Genomic DNA, 21,983 nt, shown 5'->3' with positions numbered 1-21,983 from the left:
TATTAACTTTGATTCATTCTTAATTAACAATTATTTAATATTGATATTATAGGAAAACCCTAAGTGAAACCATCTTTGCGGCATTGCAACTCCAAAAGTTTCTGTATATGAAGTATTTGTAATATTATTAATTAAAACATACACGGAAAAGTCTCTTTTAACAAAACTTAATTTTTCGTCCAACAAGTTATAACTTCCGTTATTCACTCTTTCGTTATAACGGTAAACAAGCTCATTTGTGAAGTTTTGCAGGAATCTTGTTTCCAATTTTGCAATCACCTGATGTCTTAAATTATCAATAATATATCTTGATACAAATTCACCAGAAGCATTAATTTTATTATCTAAATAAGTATATCCTACAGAATATTTTAACCAATTTAAAATTCTGTGGTTCACTTCAATTTCAATTCCTTTTGTTTCGATTTCACCTACGTTTTGAGCGTACCAAGTCGGGCTTGTTAAGCTCTGTTTGATCCAATCAATTGAATTGTCTGAATTCCTTAAAAATCCGCTTACCTTCGCCAAAAGTCCTTTGTTTTGATATTGGTATCCAACTTCCGCTGAAAGGGCATTTTCAGGCAATAAATCTGGATTTCCACGTTCTGTCGGACTTACATAATAAAGATCCGTAAAAGTAGGAACACGGGAAACTTTAGAAATATTTCCGTAGATTTTATTATTTGAATTAAAGTTATATCCAACATCTAAACCAGGATAGAAAAAACTTCCTTCTTTAGAATAATTTGCCCAGGAAACTCCCGGACTGATGTTTAATTTTTTATCTAACAAAGAAAAATGATGCTCAAAGAAAACCTGAGAAACAAAGCGATCCTGATGTCCTAAATTATTACTCGCTAAAAATTCTTTTCTTAATTCAACACCAATTCCTGTAGTTCCTAACCCCCATTCGTAGCTGGAATTCACTTCTCCACCCACATTATTTCCGATGTGCATATTTCGGTAGATTTCAGGTTTTTGTCTGTTGTATAAGTACATATCCTGCCCTCTTCTCCAATAGACATTCGAATGAATTTTAAGATTTCCAAACGTCTGCTGATGCGCCAGACTTACTACAGAAGCCTGTGTTTCTTCATATTGATCGACTGCTTTCGGTGAAGAATAAAATCCGTTGGCTCCAAATTTTTTCTCTGAAAAACCAGCCTGTAATCGGATATCACCGTCTTTTATCGCTAGTTTACTTTGATAAAAAACATTTCGAATTTCATAATCCGTGTTGTACATATATCCCTGCGAAGAATTGGAATTTGCCTGAAGAGAATTTGAAAATTTTTCATTTCCCAACTGGGCATTCAATCCAAACCCGAAAGTTTCATAATCTCCGCCTTCAGCGCTTATCTTTACTCTTTTCCCGATATGCGTTTTTGTAATTACATTAATCACTCCGGCGAAAGCATTTTGCCCAAATCGTCTTGCTCCGGGACCTTTTATCACTTCAATTCTTTCAACATCTTCAAGATCGATCGGTAAATTCATAGAGTTATGCCCCGTTTGAGAATCACTCATTCTGATGCCGTTTAATAGCAAAAGAACCTGTTCAGAAGAACTTCCACGGAACCCCAAATCACTTTGTACACCATTTGCACCTCTCCTTCTGATGTCCATTCCCGGAACCTGTTGCAGTATCTCATCAATGCTTTTTGCAGGAGAATTTTCGATCTCCTCTTTTGTAATAATGGTGATATTTTGGTTAGCAATTTTATAAGGAATGGAAATCAGTTTTCCCTGAATTTCAATACTGTCTATATCGGTTGATTTTTCCTGCGCCTGAACAAGAAATAGTGTTCCCAAAAAGAAAACAGAAAGTAATTTTTTAGTCATAAATCAGAATTATTCTCAGTTAGTTTTGTGAGCCCAAAAGTAGTGGAGTTCAGGAAGACACACAAATGATAGTTGTCATAAAAAAAGATGCAGTTGGGGAACTGCATCTTCTTGGGAGTAATTTCGTTATCTTTTTCTCATTAAATGTGTAACTAGATCTCTGAATAATTTTCTCATTTCTATATTACATATTTATGAATACAATTTTAAATATTTTTAATATACAAAACAATACTTTGATGTTAAAAATGTATAAAAATCATAAAATTTAACATTGAGAATCAATAATATGCATCGAATAGTAACATTTAGTTAATATTTGTTTAAATTTTACCACTATTAAATTATCATTAATACGAATATTTTAATTTTCTTCCATAATACTGTTTAATATTTATATTCTAAAATCCTGATTGTAAGTCTTTAAAATAATTTAAAATTTTAACAATTTATTTTTTATTAAAAACTAATAGCATAAATTTTTTCACTAATGTTCCCCATTTTATTTATATTATTTGTGTTGAAGTTTGTGTTTAAAAATATTTTATCGCCAAGGAAGACAAAGAAATATCAAAATGAATATACTTTTATGATAAACAAAGGCGTAAACTTAAGAAAGTAAAACAATAAAATTTGTATTTCAAAAATAAGCGAAGCGCCTTTGTTTCACTTAAAAATATAAGGTTTGAATTAAAATAAATTTTTTTTTATCCTTGCGATAAATAAAATTTCAATTAAAAAAAATCAATTATTATTTATGTTTATTTGTGTTATTCGTGAAAAAAATTCGTGCAATCAGTATTTAAAATCAATTGAACTAAATCATAAAAAATCCGCCAAAAATTCGTAATTTTGTTAGTCTTAATTTTACTATGGCTAACACAACAGATATAGATATTAAAAAACAGATTTTCGTTAAGAATGCACATCTTAACAATCTGAAACACATCGATGTTCTCATCCCTAAAAATAAGCTGATCGTGATCACAGGAGTTTCCGGAAGCGGAAAATCTTCATTGGCTTTTGATACAATTTATGCGGAAGGACAAAGAAGATATGTAGAGAGTTTAAGCTCTTATGCGCGTCAGTTTTTGGGAAAATTAGAAAAGCCGAAAGTTGATGATATTAAAGGTTTAGCACCTTCCATCGCCATTCAGCAAAAAGTAATTTCTTCGAATCCGAGATCAACAGTCGGAACTTCAACGGAGATTTATGATTATATGAAGCTTCTCTTTGCGAGAATCGGAAAAACATTTTCACCGGTTTCTGGTGAAGAAGTGAAAAAAGATTCGGTGACGGATGTTGTAGATTTTATTAAAGCATCCAAAAAAGATACTTCATTTTTATTAACAGCACCTTATGAATACGATGCTGCTAATTTTGGTGAGAATTTAAATGTTCTAAAACTGGCAGGTTTCACAAGATTGGAAATCAATGGAAATGTTGCAGGAATCGAGGATTTGGAGAGTTTTGGATTTACTCCCGAAAAAGGAATGGAAATCAATTTGGTGATCGACCGTTTTGCTTATGAAGACGATGAAAGTTTTCTTCAGCGTCTTGCCGATTCTATCCAAATGGCTTTCTATGAAGGTCGCGGATATTGTGCCTTAAAGAATGTCGATACAGGAAAAATAAAAGAATTTTCAAATAAATTTGAGCTTGACGGAATAGAATTTTTAGAACCAAACGTTCATTTTTTCAGCTTTAATAATCCTTACGGCGCTTGTCCGACTTGTGAAGGGTACGGAAAAGTGATCGGAATTGATGAAGATCTTGTCGTTCCTAATAAAACATTATCCGTTTTCGAAGACGCCGTTGTTTCCTGGAGAGGCGAAAGTATGAGCGAATGGAAAAAGGATTTCATAAAAAAAGCGAAAGACTTCCCTATTCATAAGCCTTACCATCAATTAACCAAAGAACAGAAAAAATATCTTTGGAAAGGTGACGGAAAAAGTACGTTCCCTTCGATCGATAACTTCTTCAAAATGCTGGAAGAAAATTTATACAAAATCCAGTATCGTGTAATGCTTTCCAGATACCGCGGAAAAACACTTTGCCCGACTTGCGAAGGTTTGAGACTGCGTGAAGAAACGAGCTGGGTAAAAGTTGGCGGACACAATATTCAGTCGATGATTGAGCTTCCTTTGGACGAACTTTTTCCTTTAATTAACAGTTTAAAATTATCAGAACACGATCAGGAAGTTGCTAAAAGATTATTATACGAAATTAAGACCCGTCTTGAATTTCTATTAAAAGTCGGTTTAGGATATTTAACTTTAAACAGAACGTCCAACACGCTTTCCGGTGGTGAAAGTCAGAGAATTAACTTGGCTACAAGCCTGGGAAGTTCTTTGGTCGGATCTATTTATATTTTGGACGAACCCTCGATCGGGCTTCATTCAAGAGATACGGAAAATTTAATTGAAGTTTTAAAAAATCTTCGCGATCTAGGAAACACAGTTATCGTCGTAGAACACGATGAAGACGTTATGAGAGCCGCAGATTACATCATCGATATTGGTCCGGAAGCGGGTTATTTGGGTGGTGAACTGGTTTTTGCAGGAGATTACAAAGAACTGAAAAATGCAGATACTTTAACTTCAAAATATTTGACGGGAAGATTGGAAATCGAAGTTCCGAAAAAGCGTAGGAAAGCGAAAGAATGGATCAATATAAAAGGTGCGAGACAAAATAATCTTAAAAATATTGATGTTGATATTCCTTTAGAGAATCTCGTTGTAATTTCTGGAGTTTCAGGAAGTGGAAAGTCTACATTAATGAAAGAAATTCTTACGAATGACATTCAGATTCAATTAGGAATGGGCGGAAAAAAAGGAGATTATGATTCTGTTGAATTTCCGAAAAAGCTGATTAAAAACATTGAATTAATCGACCAGAACCCGATCGGAAAATCTTCGAGATCTAATCCTGTAACGTACCTTAAAGCTTATGACGACATCAGAGATCTCTTTGCTAAACAGAAGATTGCAAAAATGATGGGTTATAAACCTAAACATTTCTCTTTCAACGTAGATGGCGGAAGATGCGACGAATGTAAAGGTGAAGGTGTCATCAATGTTTCGATGCAGTTCATGGCAGATATCGAGCTTGAATGCGAGGTTTGTAAAGGTACACGTTTCAAAAACGAAATTCTGGAAGTGAAATTCGATGAGAAAAACATCTCCGATATTCTTCACATGACCGTTGATGAAGCTTTAGAGTTCTTTAAAGATAATAAAGAAGAAAAAATTGTAACGAAACTAAGACCTTTGCAGGAAGTTGGTTTGGGCTATCTTCAATTGGGGCAAAGCTCTTCTACTCTTTCCGGCGGTGAAGCACAGCGTGTAAAATTGGCTTCTTTCCTTGTAAAAGGTGTAACGACCGATAAAACTTTGTTCATTTTTGACGAACCTTCAACAGGTCTTCATTTTCACGATATTCAGAAGCTGTTGAAGTCTTTACAGGCTTTGATTGATCTTGGACATTCCGTGATTGTTATTGAACATCAACCGGATATCATCAAATGTGCAGATCACATCATTGATATTGGCCCTGAAGCAGGAAAGCACGGCGGAGAAGTTGTTTTTGCAGGAACACCTGAAGATTTAACGAAAAGTAAAAAATCTCATACAGCGAAATATATCAAAGAAAAGTTGGAGAATTAAAAATAGAAAGAGAGTCAATGTGACTCTCTTTTTTTGGTTTAAATACAAATTGCACTAATTTTTTTCACAAATAACACTAATATTTAAATTAATAATAATTCCATATATAAATTTGTGGAAATTAGTGTAAAATATTTGCGTCATTAGTGTTTAAATTAATCGCAAGGATAAACAATGATTTATTTTAATTCAAATTTATATTTTTAAGTGAAACAAAGGCGCTTCGCTTATTTTTGAAATACTAGATTTTCTCATTTAAATATTATAGAAAAATGGACTCTGCTTAATAAAGCTTTCATCATCCATCTGAGAAACCAAAAATTTCCCCAAATCCGTAGCTGAAATATTTTCGCCTTTACAATCTTCTAAACTTGTTTCAGTTGCAAAACTTTCATTTGTTAGATTAATTAATGGAAGTCTTACCAAAGTCCAATCCAGATTACTTTCAGCTAGAAGATCATATTCTTTTTGCTTGTCTGCAGTCGTTTTCGGATAGTTTTGATACATCCAGTCGGTTGCCATTTTTACCTTTTCATTTTTGTTATCAAAAGGCGTGTTGACGTTCAAACCGGTTGTGGCGATATATCTTTTAATTCCATGAAAATTCATTCCTTTGATGATATTTTTCGCCGCATCACTGAAGATTGATTCTTCACCTGCAGGTTGCCCCAAAGTGCTGATCACAATATCGCAATCTTTAATTAAATTTTGAATGGAATTATAATCTCTCGCATCACCTTTTACAATTTCAATCAAGGGATCTTGAAGCATAAAATTTTCCGGATTTCTCAGTAATAATTTGATTGGATAATTATTCTCTAAAAGTTGTTGAACAAGATATTTTCCGGACTTTCCTGTTCCGCCGATTACGGCTATTATACTTGTTTTCATAGGATTTCTCTTTATTGATAGCAAAAGCCGATACTCAGATTTAGATAGCTTTTACTTTTTTTGAAATTAAATAATAGATTTTTAGGGTTCAGAAATTTGAACCTTTGGGTTTCAGGCGATAAGAATTATCCTGAAATTTTGGGTATTATTTATAAAGAGATTTTGATGAGATAAAGGTAGGAATTTTTTCCATATTTAAACTAATAATTTTAAATTAGATGCTTCGACAAGCTTATTATAACATCGCTATAAAATCACCGTTAAAATAAATCGATTAGTATTAAAAATGTAATGCTGAGCTTGTCGAAGCACCCATAAATATTATATATGAAATACAAACTCCTATCCTTTTTTACTATTCTATCATTTTTAATTAATTGTTCGACAAAGAAAAATATTAATCTTAACCAGAATTTTGATGTAAAAATTGATACTTTAATCATGTTTGATAAAGCTAGAAACCGAAAGATTCCTGTCGCTTTTTTCAGTCCGAAAACGGATGATAAAATTTCAAAACAACAGATTGTGATTTTTAATCATGGATATGGTGGAAATAAAGGCGGAGATTACCTGATTTACTCTTCTTTAACTAAAAACTTAGCATCAAAGGGCTATCTCGTAGTAAGTATTCAACATGAGCTTCCAACAGATGAATTGATTCCATCAGAAGGAAAACCGCAGATTGTAAGAATGCCTTTCTGGAAAAGAGGTTCTGAAAATATTTTATTTGTTTTAAATGAATTAAAAAAAACCAGGCCTGAGCTGGATTATAAGCATCTTGCTGTTATTGGGCATTCCAACGGTGGCGATATGACAGCGCTTTTCGCCAATGAGCATCCGAATCTTGTGTATAAAATCATTACGATGGATAACAGAAGAATGTATCTTCCTAAAACTTCAATACCTAAAATCTATACTTTACGCTCGAATGATTATCCCGCTGACGAGGGTGTTTTGCCAACTCCGGAAGAACAGGAAAAGTATCATATTACGGTAAAATTTACACAAATTAATCATGGAAAAATGGATGATAAAGGAAGTGAAGAAGAGAAAGATACGATCAACAGGCTTATTGAAGAATATTTAACAGAAAATTAAGCTTACAGAATTATCCACAAAAAAATGTGGATAAAGTGTAAATTTTAACATTTAGTTCATTGTTTATATAAATTTTATTTCCTACATTTACTATGTAATAATTACTGAAGTGGAAACATATTTTGCTTTTTTCAGTTCTGAAATCGCAATTAAATTTATAAAAATTTAAGCACAGCATTGTCGGCTGTGCTTTTTTATTGTTGTCTAATTAAAAAAATGAGATGTTTTTATCTACTGAACTCGCTCCTAAAGAGCGGGTTCTTTCATCTCTGCCTCTTTTTTCATTTATATTTTCCCGTTTATTTAATACATTTGAGAAAAGGCCTCATAGTTTAATGGATAAAACAAAAGTTTCCTAAACTTTAGATCCAGGTTCGATTCCTGGTGAGGCTATATTTTAATCATTATTTTATCGAATTATTACTTTTTTATAAATCTTTTATCCTTTGAGATCAAAGAGAAAATGAAAGGAAAAAGCCAAAGAAAAAATTTCTTTGGCCAAACACTAAATGAAAAACAAATATTTTTTTAGTAAAATATTGTTATATGAATTTGAAATAAGATTTTCTTTATCTCTTATTTCCGGGACAAATGTATTATCTTTTCTTGAACGACAAGCTACTACATATATTCTACACACCAATAACATCCTGAAAAAGAAAAAATTAAAAACATAAGGAAGTAGAATTGCAGTGGTCATTATTTAACATCAAGTGCATGTGTTCATCTTTCTATTATTAATTTTTAACCTAATAACTATAAAAAAAATCCGAAGAAATATTTTAAATTTCTTCGGATAAAAGATCTAGTAACTTATAATACTTTTTCTTTGATTCAATTGCATAAAAAAGAAAATTGGTCTTTCCCAAGAAACTGATTTAGCCAATGGATATTAGAATTTATAGATTAAATACAATCATCAAAATCGCATTTAAAAAGAATATTTTTCCTTAAGTAATTATAAAAAAAGAAATAAATTCAGAAAAATGAAAGTTTATAATTTTTTAACATGCGCTTTCATTTTATATATATATTTTTGTGCTGTAAAATTATAAACACATATTGATGAACAGTACAATTCAACACGAAATTCTTTTCGGCAGATCTGATAAATTTAGCTTTTAAATACAAAACAGCTTCCTCCACCCTTTTTTGTTCATTGATTTGAGCAGATTGATTTATATGTCAAAAAAAATACAAAATCTTTCAAGAGTTTGTAAAAAATAAAATATAAAACTATTCCAACCAAGAGAGTACAAAATTATTCTGAGTATTTAGATTGATTTTTTTTATTAAGCATCCGAAATTCGGATGCTTTTTATTTCATTTATTGCAATTATATTTTATAAACCTCATCAGTTAAAAAGTTGCTTGTAACACAACGGCGTTGTATTGGTTTTCTTTTTAAATAATTTATTAAAAGACTGGGAATGCTCAAATCCCAATTGATACGCCACTTCTGAAACCGAAAAATTGGTTGTTGTTAAATATTCTTTTGCTTTTTCAATCAACTTTTCATGAATATGTTGTTGTGCATTTTGTCCTGTTAAATTTCTCAGCATATCACTCAAATAATGCGTTGATAAATTAAGTTTTGACGCCAAAAATTCTACTGTTGGAAGTCCGTTCGTTAAAGTCTGCTGCTGATTAAAATAATCATCTAAAACATGTTCCATTTTAGAAAGAAGATCATTATTTACAGCCTTTCGTGTGATAAATTGTCGTTTATAAAAACGATTGCTGTAATTCAATAAAACTTCGATATAAGAAATAATCACATCCTGACTGATTTCATCAATAGCCGTATGAAGCTCATCATTAATATTATCCAGCAAACCAACAATTAAAGTTTTTTCTTTTTCGGATAAATGCAAAGCTTCATTCGTATCATAAGAAAAGAAGCCATATTTCTTAATATTTTTTGCTAAGGGATAATTGCGTAAAAATTCGGGATGAATAAATAAAGTATACCCTTGATATTCCGCATCACTATCTGTAAAAAGTATCTGATTTGGAGCTGTAAACATCAGCCCGCCTTCATTGAAATCATAATATCCCTGTCCATATCCCATCTTTCCGTTTACAGAAAATTTATAAGAAACCTTATAGAAACCCAGCGTAAAAGTTCTGTCAAGATAAAATTTATCGACATTCATTTTCGTATTGTCCACCAAGCTGATGAGCGGATGAAGCGGTTTCTCAACTCCCAGAATCTGGTGAATCTCAGAAATTGACGAAAATTTTAAAGGGGAATTGTCTTTCTTTTCCATGATTTAAAGATACGATTTATGTTTGAGGGTTTTTAGTGGTTTAGTGTAAAATTCATTAAAAATAGCGTCATTTCGAGTAGATTTTTGCAAAAAATCATATTGAGAAATTATTCAAAAATTCTAAACTCATGCTTATTTTTTATTCAAAACTCTCACAGATTTTACAGATGACGCAGATGTTTGTGCATATTTCAAAATTAATTATAAATTAAAAAACATCTGCATTATCTGCGAGAGAAAACTCAAAAGCTCTCAATCCTACGACTCTCCTACACTAAAACACTCGAACCCAATTTAGATAAACTGCTTTCCAAACTGTCCTCTGAAAGCTTCTACACCCATTTCCTTACGTTGCGCATATAATGCTTTTGCATCTTCTCCGGCAATATAAGTTAACTGTTTTTTACCGTCTGTTGCTGCTTCATATACAACTTCAGCGATCAGTTCCGGTGCAGTTGCATGTTCCATCATCGATTCTGTATTTGAGAACATTGTGTTCACCAATTCTTCGTATTCCGGTTGATTTCCTGTATCTAGAGAACGGCTGATAAAATCTGTTTTAATTCCACCGGGAGCAACAGTTTTAATGTCGATTCCTAAAGTATTCAATTCAAAAGCCATACTTTCGCTCCATCCTTCCAATGCCCATTTTGTAGCATGATAAATCGAACTGATTGGGAAAGTCAACAATCCACCGATTGAAGTTGTAGAAATAAATATTCCTTTTCTATTCTCTCTGAAATAAGGAATAAAAGCCTGTGTCACACGAATAACTCCTAGTAGATTGGTTGTAATCTGTCTTACGATCTGATCATCAGATAAAGATTCTAATGGACCAATCAAGCCATAACCTGCGTTATTGAATACCACATCAACATCACTGATTTCTAATGTCTTTTTTACGGTTGATTTAATTTGATCTAAATCTGTAACATCAAGAGGAAGCAAGGTTACGTTGTCCAATTGAGTAAGTTCTGTTTCAGCTTCAGGATTTCTCATTGTTGCAATAACGTTCCATCCTTTGCTTTGAAATAATTTTGCGGTTGCTTTTCCTAATCCTGTCGAAGCACCTGTTATAAAAATTGTTTTCATTTTTTTAATTGTTTTAAATTACAGGACAAAGGTCTGCACTTGAGCAAAGATTAAAGTTGCCAAAACGGAGATTGATGTAGCCAAAATGAAAACTGTTATTTTTTAATTGCGAAACATAATAAATATTCGTCAAGCTTGTCATGCTGAAAGCATCTCTTGAATCTTTTCATATTATTTTCTAATACTATGCTTAGATTCCTATGGAAAGACAAATTTTGTGGATATTCCTTTTCTAATTTTAAAATTAAAAATTAATAAAAGATTTGTAATTTTAATAATCACAACACCAAATACATTTAATATTATGAAAACAAAAAAAATCTGGGGGAACCTTGCTGTTAAAGATATTCAACGGACAAATGATTTTTATACCAAGCTAGGTTTTAAGCCCAACAGCGAAATGAATTCCAAAGAAATGACCAGCTTTTCTTTTGGAGAAAGCAATTTTATCATTAATTTTTTCCTGAAAGATATTATTGAGAAAAATACCAAAACTGAATTTACAAATGGAAATGAAATTATATTCAGTCTTTCTGCAGAGAGTAAAGATGAGGTTGAAGAATGGATAAATATTGTAAAAAATACAGGTGGAAAAATTTCCGTTGAACCTTATGAAATTGGTGAAGGATATACTTTTGTGTTTTCCGATCCGGATGGGCATAAATTCAATGTTTTATATTATTGGCCGGGAATGTAATTTTAACTTTAAATTTCGCTTTTTTTTATATCACAAAACATCTACAAATCAAACTAAATTTACCCTCTTCCACTACATCTATACTCTTTGAAAAGTATATTTATCTGATGCAAAACCATTTGCAATCATAAGTAATGAATAAGTACTTTAATTTTATCATAACAGTCTTGATCTGCTAAAATTTATTATTAGCTTTACTATCAAAATAAATTGTATTATGAAATATTCGCAAGAATACACCGCAAAAGAAGAGCATATTGATGTACAGGGAATTATGGATGGATTATATTATCCATTCTATATGGAATATTGCAGACATCAGTATATTGATGAAATTCTGGGTTTTAATTTGGAAAATGAAGCAAAAAACGGAGTAAATATGGTATTGTCGGAATATACTATCAATTTTCTCAGATCTTTAAAGCAAGGAGATGTTTTTACTGTAACTTGTGAAGTATTCCGTGATAAGAACGACGCTCCAAAACTGCATTTCAAACAATCTATTATCCTGAATGGAAAAGTAACAACAAAGGCTGTCTTTACAGGAACTTGTGTTCCGGCTACAGGAGGAAGACCTTTTTTACCGGAATCATTAAAAGCACTTATTTCGGACGCACCTGTTTTAGAAAGTTAATATTGAAAAAGATATATTTCTTAAGCATCCGAATTTCGGGTGCTTTTTGTTATATAAAATTCTTTCCGTGTTTTATTAATAATACAAAAATAAGCAGAACTGCGAAACAGTTCTGCTTGTTAAATATATAAATATTAGGTTAGAAATCTAATGTTATAAGCTCTTTTCTTTAAGTTTTTAACAAATAAACTAAAACTCAATGGAGATTTAGAAAAATGCCCTATCTATATTTTAATTAAATATACCTTCGAATAGAGCACTATATATAATGATTTGTGTATAAACTATTTTGCTTAATTAAAACAATTTAATTTTTAGCTGTATAAAAGTAAGAATGCTATTATTTGGATATTTCTCCTGTATAAAGATAACTTTATAATACAGAACCAATACAAGCTGAAAATATTGAACCATTATATGTCTGTAGTGTTGATGTAGCAACTAATTCTATCTCGTCAAACCAAACTTTTTCAAAATTATATTTTACACCTGAATGCATTGTAGGAGCTGGAGAATTTACAACATTTGTTATATAAATACCGTTGGTAAGTGCATTCTCGAATTGATAATTACTTAAGCAATCAGACCATATTCTTAAAACAGGAGTTACCTGAACACCATTTCTTTTAAACTTGTACGTATATTTTTCTCCGTAACTAGTAACAAGCTGATCTATTCTAAAATTACTTACGGGTCTACTAAATTTAATTGTTAATCTACTAGAGGCTCCTCCTGCTGTAGTTCCCATCATCATACCTCCCGTAGGAACAGTTCCAATACCACAATTATTTACCTGCCAAGTTGCTGGATTTGACATAGGATAGGTAGAATTTGTAAAATTGCTATAGGTAACTGTAACTTGTTTACCATTTACAGTTGCATTTACAGTTGGGTTGTTACGATCAAATGCTGAAATGAAATAGGAATTTGGCGTACATAAAAAAGATGCTCCTGTCGGCGGTTCAGGTTCCGTTACAGTCCTAGTAATTGTACAGGCTTTTCCTCCTATATTAATGGCAAAACTTGCTGTTCCTACTGAAGATGGTGTTCCTGTAATGGTATATGTTACAGTTCCGTTCCCGTTCGCAAAACTTCCTGATGATAGTGTAGCTGTAAGGCCTGTTACGCCCGTAGAAGAAACGGACTGTCCATTATGAGATAACCCATTTCCTCCTGTATAAGAGATAACAGATGAAACTCCTGAAGCAGATGATTCCATCACTAAAGCTCCGTTGTGAGATGCTCCCGAACAATTTAATGTCTCAATAGTTCCCTGGCTTGGCGGTACAGAGGTAGAAGAGCAGGTAGAAACCCATTCCGCAGAATTCCAAAAATTCAGACAGTTAGTATCTGTATTATAGACCATTAAACCTGGCGGTCTGTTGGCAATAGCATTCCTCTGTGCTGTAGTCAATCTTGGAGGAAGAAAGCCTTGGGTGGTAGATGATACATCCAAAACAGCAGCAGCATTTGGAGTTGTAGTTCCAATACCAATATTACCTGATTTATCCAATGTCATCTTTGCAATCCCTTGGTTACCAATAAATAAAGAGCCTTCTGAACGATTGTCTATATATGATTTTTTCCCTGCACCGAAGATTGCACCTCCTGTATCTACCCCTAAATAAATATTATTGTTCGGAGTTCCAATATTAATATCTGAACGGCTGCTAGTTCCTGTGTTTTGGTTGGTAAAGTTGGCGCGGGTGAGACCATTAGTATTACCATTTACGCTAAGGCCACCTGTTCCTGTGTTGAATGTAAGATGACGATCCAACATCGTAATAGTACGGTTTCCTGTGATAGTCCCATCACCATTGTAAATATTTACACCCGTGGCTCCAGGAAGATCTTTCCAAGATCCTACTCCATTTACATCGGATACCAGTACTTTGTTGGCACCCTGAGTACCATCTTCTATTCTTACTTTACCGGCTACGTGTAATCTTTCTGATGGCTCTGTAGTTCCTATTCCCAATTTACCAGAATTGTCCACAGTATTCCCTTTTAGTACCATTGCAGGGGCATCATCTTTTTTTGATCCTGAGTGAAATTGTAATGCATATGAGCTAATACCAAACCCATAAAATGAGTCTCCTGCTAAATTATTAAAAATAGCTAATTTTTTTCCGGATGGATCATTAACTGTATCTGCTGCATCATATCCCAAATCTAATCTATTATTTGGCGTCTTTGTACCAATACCAACATTTCCATCATTAGCTATATAAAGACGCCCTCTATTATTTGTCATTAAACTTAAACCATGATTCGTTATATTTCCAAAGAAAGCTTCTTTTTCATTAATCCAGGATCTTAATCGTATATTATCATCTGAATGTTGAAGTCCATAAGCATTAGTAGATGTTCTAATATCCAATTTTGCTTGAGGAGTGCTAGTACCAATACCCACTCTTGCATTCTCCATGTCGGCTGATATCACAGAACTAGGATTATCTCCAACTTTATTTACGGCAAAACCATTATTTCTGGTTCCGTTAAATGAAAAACCTTTATCTTCTAAGCTAACTATTCTATTAGAAGTAATTGTTCCATTAGAATTATAAACATGTATGTTGTTTGATGATCCTTCTGCAATTTTTGTCCAGACTGTACCATTATAATAATAGTAACCAACTTCATCTACATTGGCAGCAATGCCGGCTGCAGATCCTGTGGAAATATCATTTATATAAATTAATGTAGAAATTGGCACACCAAACATAGACTGAGCTCTCTCACGGTCTACTCTCGGAATCAAGAGTCCCTCTGGAACTCGAGATGTACCTTTAGAATCTTTGGCAACAATATCAAATGTTGTCTCTGCTTGTTGGGTATTTATCCCAACTTGCGCAAAAGCTAGTGAAGCTACAGAGAGCATCCCTGTGATCAGTAATCTTTTTCTCATTGTTTAGATTTTTTTAAATTTTTGTTTTTGTGTTTCTAGAATCGTATCTCAAACTTCCAGATCGGCCGGCACAGATCATAAAGTTTTGCGATTAAATTTTGACGAGCAAAAGTATCATCTTTGTTTGAATATTCAATATGACAAGTATTTCACATTTTCGCTCGTCCTTAAAATCAAAACTTTAAAGTTAAAAAGCAGTATATATGCAGTAAAAAAAAATCACAAAATGATAATATTTACCTGTTTTGAGAGCATCGAAGAGAAAGATATTTTATCCAAATACTGGGGGGAGAATTTTCCTTTACAACTGTTCTTATAAAAAACTAACACTTATTTTATTTAACATAATAACATCAAAATAAAAAGCTGACATTTTGACTCTTTTACTGTCACACGTAATACTCAAAGAATATCGCTTGACATAAAAAGAGTCTCACGTAATCTTTAAATCTCTTGCTTGAAACAAAAACTGTCTCGCGAGATTTTCAGAAAGTTTGGCAATGATATAAAACCCTCTAAGTAAGATCAAAAAAGTGAGCAATAAATTATTGCTCACTTCAAATTTTCATTAAAGAATAAATTGATTAAAATAAACTACTAATTCACAGGAGTAGCAAAAAGATAATTCTCTTTATTACTTCCCACATGTGCTGTAGGAGGAGTCCAGAAGTTCGAGAGTTATCTCTAAACCATGTATATAAGGTGATATTGCTTGTAACATTTACAGGAATCACCCCTGATAAAAATGAAAATCCTTCCCCATCACTTTGTGTTATACTTGGCGATAACCATCCGGATACCAAGCTTGCACTAAGAAAGTTAAATCCTGAATATACTAAAGAAGATGAGCTACTACTCAATGTAATTCTTACCCAAAGGTTGTTTGTTTGAGTTGCTTCAGTTTTATTGATAACAAGCTGCCCAATGTGAATAAGCCTGTCTCGCGAGATTTTCAGAAAGTTTGGCAATGATATAAAACCCTCTAAGTAAGATCAAAAAAAGTGAGCAATAATTTATTGCTCACTTCAAATTTTCATTAAAGAATAAATTGATTAAAATAAACTACTAATTCACAGGAGTAGCAAAAAGATAATTCTCTTGATTACTTCCCACATGTGCTGTAGGAGGAGTCCCAGAAGTTCGAGAGTTATCTCTAAACCATGTATATAAGGTGATATTGCTTGTAACATTTACAGGAATCACCCCTGATAAAAATGAAAATCCTTCCCCATCATCTTGTGAGATACTTGGCGATAACCATCCGGATACCAATCTTGCACCAAGAAAGTTAAATCCTGAATATATTAAAGAAGATGAGCTACTACTCAATGTCATTCTTACCCAAAGGTTGTTTGTTTGAGTTGCTTCAGTTTTATTGATAACAAGCTGCCCAATGTGAATAAGCCATCTTCCGGGAGTTAAAGTAACAGACGATCCAATAAGTGAATAATCATTTACGAATCTCTTTACATGATTTACAGAGCCTAAAACTGTAGGAGTAACGGCAGAACTTGTTTTCCAAGATGCTACTCCGTTTGCATCGGATGTAAGCACTCTATTTATTCCCTGTGTACCATCTTCTATTCTTACTTTACCAGCTACGTGAAGCTTGTCTGTAGGAGAATGTGTACCAATACCCACTCTTGCATTCTCCAGGTCGGCTGATAAAACAGAACTAGCATTGTCTCCAACTTTATTTACGGCAAAACCATTATGCCTAGTTCCGTTAAATGCAAAACCTTTATTTTCTATGTTAACGACTCTATCGGAAGTAATTGTTCCGTTAGAATTATAAACATTCGTATTCGAAGTTGCAGGAAGATCTTTCCAAGATGCTTTTCCAGAGGCATCAGATGTTAATACTTTATTAGCCCCTTGTGTACCATCTGCAATCTTTACTGAACCCGCTACATGAAGCTTATCTGTAGGTGATAGAGTTCCAATACCGATTTTACCCGATTTATCCACTGTAATTTGTGCATTACCATCATTACCAATAAATAATGATCCCCCTGAACGGTTATCTAAATACGCTTTTTTTCCTGCACCGAAAATTTGGCTTCCTGTATCCACTCCTAAATAAATATTGCTATTGGAAGCTCCTACATTAATATCCGAACGGCTGCTAGTTCCTGTGTTTTGGTTGGTAAAGTTGGCGCGGGTAATACCATCATTATTACCATTTACACTAAAGCTACCTGTTCCTGAGTTGAATGTAAAATTACGATCCTGCATTGTAACTGTACGGTTTGCAGTAATAATGCCATCTGCATTATAAACATTCGAAGTTGCAGGAAGATCTTTCCAAGATGCTTTTCCAGAGGCATCAGATGTTAATACTTTATTAGCCCCTTGTGTACCATCTGCAATCTTTACTGAACCCGCTACATGAAGCTTATCTGTAGGTGATAGAGTTCCAATACCGATTTTACCCGATTTATCCACTGTAATTTGTGCATTACCATCATTACCAATAAATAATGATCCCCCTGAACGGTTATCTAAATACGCTTTTTTTCCTGCACCGAAAATTTGGCTTCCTGTATCCACTCCTAAATAAATATTGCTATTGGAAGCTCCTACATTAATATCCGAACGGCTGCTAGTTCCTGTGTTTTGGTTGGTAAAGTTGGCGCGGGTAATACCATCATTATTACCATTTACACTAAAGCTACCTGTTCCTGAGTTGAATGTAAAATTACGATCCTGCATTGTAACTGTACGGTTTGCAGTAATAATGCCATCTGCATTATAAACATTCGAAGTTGCAGGAAGATCTTTCCAAGATGCTTTTCCAGAGGCATCAGATGTTAATACTTTATTAGCCCCTTGTGTACCATCTGCAATCTTTACTGAACCCGCTACATGAAGCTTGTCTGTAGGAACATCTGTACCAATCCCCACCTTTCCATCGTTGGCGCTTGTAAGATACATCAGTTCATTAAGGTTTCTTCCTACACTGAATGACAGATAACGTTCTCCGTTAGCCGTTCCTGTACTCGTATCTCCGAAGTTAATACGTGCAACACTTCCCGGATGAACACTCGAAGATGATTTTATATTAATACCATAATTATCTGTCCGATTTCCATAGCCATACCTATCTTGCCCAATGTTAATATCAAGAGCATTCTTTGTTATAGAAGCATTTCGTGCCGCATTCAATATTTGGCTTCCTTCCACATGAAGCTGTAATGAAGGAGTGGTAGTTCCTATACCGACTTTACCCGATTTATCCACTGTAATTTGTGCATTACCATCATTACCAATAAATAATGATCCCCCTGAACGGTTATCTAAATACGCTTTTTTTCCTGCACCGAAAATTTGGCTTCCTGTATCCACTCCTAAATAAATATTGCTATTGGAAGCTCCTACATTAATATCCGAACGGCTGCTAGTTCCTGTGTTTTGGTTGGTAAAGTTGGCGCGGGTGATACCATCATTATTACCATTTACGCTAAAGCTACCTGTTCCTGAGTTGAATGTAAAATTACGATCCTGCATTGTAACTGTACGGTTTGCAGTAATAATGCCATCTGCATTATAAACATGTATGTTGTCTGATGATCCTTCTGAAATTTTTGTCCAGACTGTACCATTATAATAATAGTAACCAACTTCATCTACATTGGCAGCAATGCCGGCTGCAGATCCTGTGGAAATATCATTTATATAAATTAATGTAGAAATTGGCACACCAACCATAGACTGAGCTCTCTCACGGTCTACTCTCGGAATCAAGAGTCCTTCCGGAACTTGAGATGTACCTTTAGAATCTTTGGCAACAATATCAAATGTTGTCTCTGCTTGTGGGGTATTTACCCCAACTTGGGCAAAAGCTAGTGAAGCTACAGAGAGCATCCCTGTGATCAGTAATCTTTTTTTCATTTTTGTTAATTTTTTTGTTAAATTTTTCTTTTAAGTTTGTGTGTTTTTAGAATCGTATGTTCTAAAACTTCCGATTAGCGACTAAAAATCAAGAAGTTGTTTTTGAAAATTGGTTTTATAAAATCGGGAATATTGATTTTATATCTTTTGTTTTTTACTATTAAAAGATACGTGGCAGAGGATCTTAGGATTTTATATCTTTTCCTCTGCCACATACAAACAAAAAAATTATCCCCTACATAATGACTTTTTTTTCGTTTGTATCTACCTTTTAAAAAAATGAAACAGAATTTATATAATAAAGAACTTCTTCTCTTTCTGTTTCTAAAAAATCAGTGTTCGGCAAAATCATCTAATTCTATTTTTTTTCATCGTGTGAAACCTTCTTAAGTTTTGAAACATCCGGTTTCTAATTTTTTTTCATCACTCTTTTAGAATTGCTTCAACTAATTTTTTAATATGTAAATTGAAAAACAAAAATTATTTTTTTTCAAGAGATCTGATAAATCTTTCTTCTTTCAAATCTCTGTTGCAAATCTACAACTGTTGTATAAAAATTTTACTACGACAATTGTTTCACATTTTATCAAACACCTGAAAAACAATACATTAAAATACCTACTGCAGTAAAGTTGCTGTAAATAGAGAGAGAGAAATTAGAGTATATTTTTGGTTATTTTTAAATAGGAAAAGGCATTTATTATTCAAAAAAACTTATATATTTAAAAAAAGCCAAAGATTATCATCTTTGGCAAAAACACAACTGGGAAAACTCTTAAAAAAGAGTTGAAAAAGAATAAGGGCTATAAAAGAAATCCCTTATCCAAAAAAGGTTAAAAATATAAAAGTATTTAAAGATCTTCTATTCTATACCAAATGGTAATTTAAAATACTTTTATTACGATAATATTAAATGGCATTCTTATTAAAGAATATTATCTTCTCGTAAGATTCCTGAAGCAAATGTAAATGATAAAAAGTGATAGAAGATTACGACAAACATTCTACAGGAAATACACCCCTAAAAACCAGCATTTTATACTTTGGATGCAGTATTAATATTTTAGAATCAGAAAGCTTCTGTTAGGTGTCGGCTAGCTTATTTTATATACTTATACTATTGATTGATGAAAATGGAATTTCATTTCATAGGATATCAAAAGAATAGGAATAATTTTGTAGAATTTATCTCAAACTTTACTATGCTTTATAAAACATTTTTAAAAATAATTCTAAATTTTTGAACAAAAAAAAAACGACAATTTCTTTTTAAAACTACATCAATCCTACTGCATCACACCTTTAAACAACTCATTTTCAGCATGTGAAAGATTTGTAGTACAGAATATTCATGAAAATGATGATAATTTTGTAAGAGATAGTATTCAGATATATCAGATAATAAATTTTGAGTATAGATGAAGTATCAAGCAAAATTCTAAAACAAACACTAAACAAGATGATATTCAATTCTACTTTAAAAGCAATGCGACTCTTATTCTTTTTAATATTTTGTTTAAGCTCTTCTTTTTATTCACAGAATTACGATGAGCTTATAAGAACATCGGATAGCTTCAGGGAAAATGGTGATCTTGAAAAGGCAATTAACTACAATATAAAGTCGTTAAAAAATGCCTACGAAAATAATAATACAGAATACATTGTTACTGCCTATACAAATATTGGTGGTATATTGTGTACAAGAAATCAGCATAATAAAAGCCTTTATTTTTTAGATCTTGCAAAGAAAAAACTGAATGATCTTAAAGATCCTATTATATTTTCAAGATTGTATTTCAATTATGGAAGAAACTACAGCATGCTGGAATTATTTGAGCAGTCTAATATTTATTTTAATAAATCTATTCAGTACGCAAAAAAATCTAATGATACTGAGAAAAGAAAACAATATATGTTTCTGGGCTATCATGGGAAATGGGATAATTTCAGAAAGATGGATATTATAGATTCTGTTCAGAATCTTCAAAAGAAAAGTATGACTCTTTTTCCTGAAGAGCCTTTACTATATGATAAAATTGCAGGTAGATACATCAGCGAAAATTTGCATCTTGATTCAGCAGAGCACTATATCAATAAAGCCATAAAGCTTAATAAAAATAATAATGTCCTGATAAAAGCACCAATTCTACTCACTTATGGAAATCTACATTTAGCCAATAACGATTACGAAAAAGCTTTGGAATGCTACAGTGAAGCTCTTACTATTTATCTTAAAATAAAACATGAAATAGGTGTTTTCAACTGTTACAAACTTCTCTCAAAAACATATAAATATCTTCAGGATAAAGAAAATGAAATAAAATATCTAGAAAAATACACTACACTTAAAGATAATATTACTATTAGAGAAAAGAAAGTGTATAACGACGTCCTGGAAAAGTATATAAAAGATAAAGAGGAGGATAAAAATATCGAAAATAAGAGATTATTAAATATAGTTTCTTGTGTTTTAATATTAATTATATTATCCTTCTATATTGTTTACAAATATTCCAAAAGAAAGCAAATTCTTGAAACAGAACAGCTAAAAAAGAAAGTAAGTACAGCTATTGATGAGGTAAGCCAATTGGCAAAAGCCAAAGATCCGTTTTTTCTGATCCGTTTTAAGGAAGTTTATCCCGAGTTTTACGAAAAATTGGTTACCTATCATTCAAATCTTACGGATCATGATATAAAAATTGCGGCTTATATGAAGCTTAATCTGAGTAATAAAGAAATTATTCAATACGAAAATATTACTTTGCGCGCTATCGAAATGAAAAAATACAGATTGAAGAAAAAATTGGGATTGGCTTCTGAAACAGATTTTAATAAATGGATTTTAGAATTATAAATTAAATAAATAACGCAAAAACGAAATGCATGTATGAAATATTATGTGCATTTTTTGTTAACTATAATTAAAATTCTTTCATAAGTATATGATTATTACATTGTAATCACTAATTTTATCCAACCATTGAAATCACACTCT

General features: G+C 32.5%; 11 protein-coding genes and 1 tRNA gene. 6 read left to right on the top strand and 6 right to left on the bottom strand.

Annotation, left to right across the window (positions count from 1 at the left end):
• Positions 1 to 30 precede the first annotated feature (30 nt).
• Positions 31 to 1,842 (bottom strand): TonB-dependent receptor plug domain-containing protein, encoded by a 1,812-nt coding sequence (locus tag ACKX2A_RS01005; protein ID WP_415327162.1) that lies wholly within the window; start codon positions 1,840 to 1,842, stop codon positions 31 to 33.
• An 872-nt stretch (positions 1,843 to 2,714) separates the two neighbouring features.
• Here ACKX2A_RS01005 and uvrA point away from each other — a divergent pair.
• Positions 2,715 to 5,507: an excinuclease ABC subunit UvrA gene (gene uvrA, locus ACKX2A_RS01000; protein WP_415327161.1), complete on the top strand. Its 2,793-nt coding sequence runs from the start codon at positions 2,715 to 2,717 to the stop codon at positions 5,505 to 5,507.
• Positions 5,508 to 5,762: 255 nt separating this feature from the next.
• Here uvrA and ACKX2A_RS00995 read toward each other — a convergent pair whose 3' ends face one another.
• On the bottom strand, positions 5,763 to 6,398 hold the full coding sequence (locus tag ACKX2A_RS00995) for an NAD(P)-dependent oxidoreductase (RefSeq protein ID WP_415327160.1): 636 nt from the start codon (positions 6,396 to 6,398) through the stop codon (positions 5,763 to 5,765).
• A gap of 327 nt (positions 6,399 to 6,725) precedes the next feature.
• On the opposite strand from ACKX2A_RS00995, the gene ACKX2A_RS00990 reads away from it, so the two are divergent.
• On the top strand, positions 6,726 to 7,496 hold the full coding sequence (locus tag ACKX2A_RS00990) for an alpha/beta hydrolase (RefSeq protein ID WP_415327159.1): 771 nt from the start codon (positions 6,726 to 6,728) through the stop codon (positions 7,494 to 7,496).
• Positions 7,497 to 7,817: 321 nt separating this feature from the next.
• Positions 7,818 to 7,889: transfer RNA gene (locus ACKX2A_RS00985), tRNA-Arg, on the top strand.
• A gap of 962 nt (positions 7,890 to 8,851) precedes the next feature.
• Here ACKX2A_RS00985 and ACKX2A_RS00980 read toward each other — a convergent pair.
• Together ACKX2A_RS00980 and ACKX2A_RS00975 are read right to left on the bottom strand one after the other, a co-directional pair.
• A complete protein-coding gene (locus ACKX2A_RS00980) occupies positions 8,852 to 9,766 on the bottom strand; it encodes a helix-turn-helix domain-containing protein (RefSeq protein WP_415327158.1) in 915 nt (304 codons plus the stop codon).
• 294 nt (positions 9,767 to 10,060) lie between these two features.
• Positions 10,061 to 10,858, bottom strand: a complete 798-nt coding sequence (locus tag ACKX2A_RS00975) for an SDR family oxidoreductase (protein ID WP_415327157.1) — start codon at positions 10,856 to 10,858, stop codon at positions 10,061 to 10,063.
• Between the two features lie 304 nt (positions 10,859 to 11,162).
• On the opposite strand from ACKX2A_RS00975, the gene ACKX2A_RS00970 reads away from it, so the two are divergent.
• Together ACKX2A_RS00970 and ACKX2A_RS00965 are read left to right on the top strand one after the other, a co-directional pair.
• A complete protein-coding gene (locus ACKX2A_RS00970) occupies positions 11,163 to 11,555 on the top strand; it encodes a VOC family protein (protein ID WP_415327156.1) in 393 nt (130 codons plus the stop codon).
• A gap of 217 nt (positions 11,556 to 11,772) precedes the next feature.
• Entirely contained in the window at positions 11,773 to 12,189 is a 417-nt protein-coding gene (locus ACKX2A_RS00965; RefSeq protein ID WP_415327155.1) for an acyl-CoA thioesterase, read from the top strand.
• A 373-nt stretch (positions 12,190 to 12,562) separates the two neighbouring features.
• Here ACKX2A_RS00965 and ACKX2A_RS00960 read toward each other — a convergent pair whose 3' ends face one another.
• Both ACKX2A_RS00960 and ACKX2A_RS00955 read right to left on the bottom strand, forming a co-directional pair.
• Positions 12,563 to 15,097: a hypothetical protein gene (locus ACKX2A_RS00960; RefSeq protein ID WP_415327154.1), complete on the bottom strand. Its 2,535-nt coding sequence runs from the start codon at positions 15,095 to 15,097 to the stop codon at positions 12,563 to 12,565.
• Between the two features lie 1,065 nt (positions 15,098 to 16,162).
• Positions 16,163 to 18,988 (bottom strand): beta strand repeat-containing protein, encoded by a 2,826-nt coding sequence (locus tag ACKX2A_RS00955; RefSeq protein ID WP_415327153.1) that lies wholly within the window; start codon positions 18,986 to 18,988, stop codon positions 16,163 to 16,165.
• Positions 18,989 to 20,447: 1,459 nt separating this feature from the next.
• On the opposite strand from ACKX2A_RS00955, the gene ACKX2A_RS00950 reads away from it, so the two are divergent.
• A complete protein-coding gene (locus ACKX2A_RS00950) occupies positions 20,448 to 21,842 on the top strand; it encodes a tetratricopeptide repeat protein (protein WP_415327152.1) in 1,395 nt (464 codons plus the stop codon).
• The last annotated feature ends 141 nt before the right edge of the window (positions 21,843 to 21,983 follow it).

Source organism: Chryseobacterium sp. MMS23-Vi53 (genome assembly GCF_047651245.1).
In the GTDB taxonomy this organism is placed as follows: domain Bacteria; phylum Bacteroidota; class Bacteroidia; order Flavobacteriales; family Weeksellaceae; genus Chryseobacterium.
Note: the sequence above shows the minus strand (reverse complement) of the source record. Positions and strands in the feature narration are given on the sequence as shown.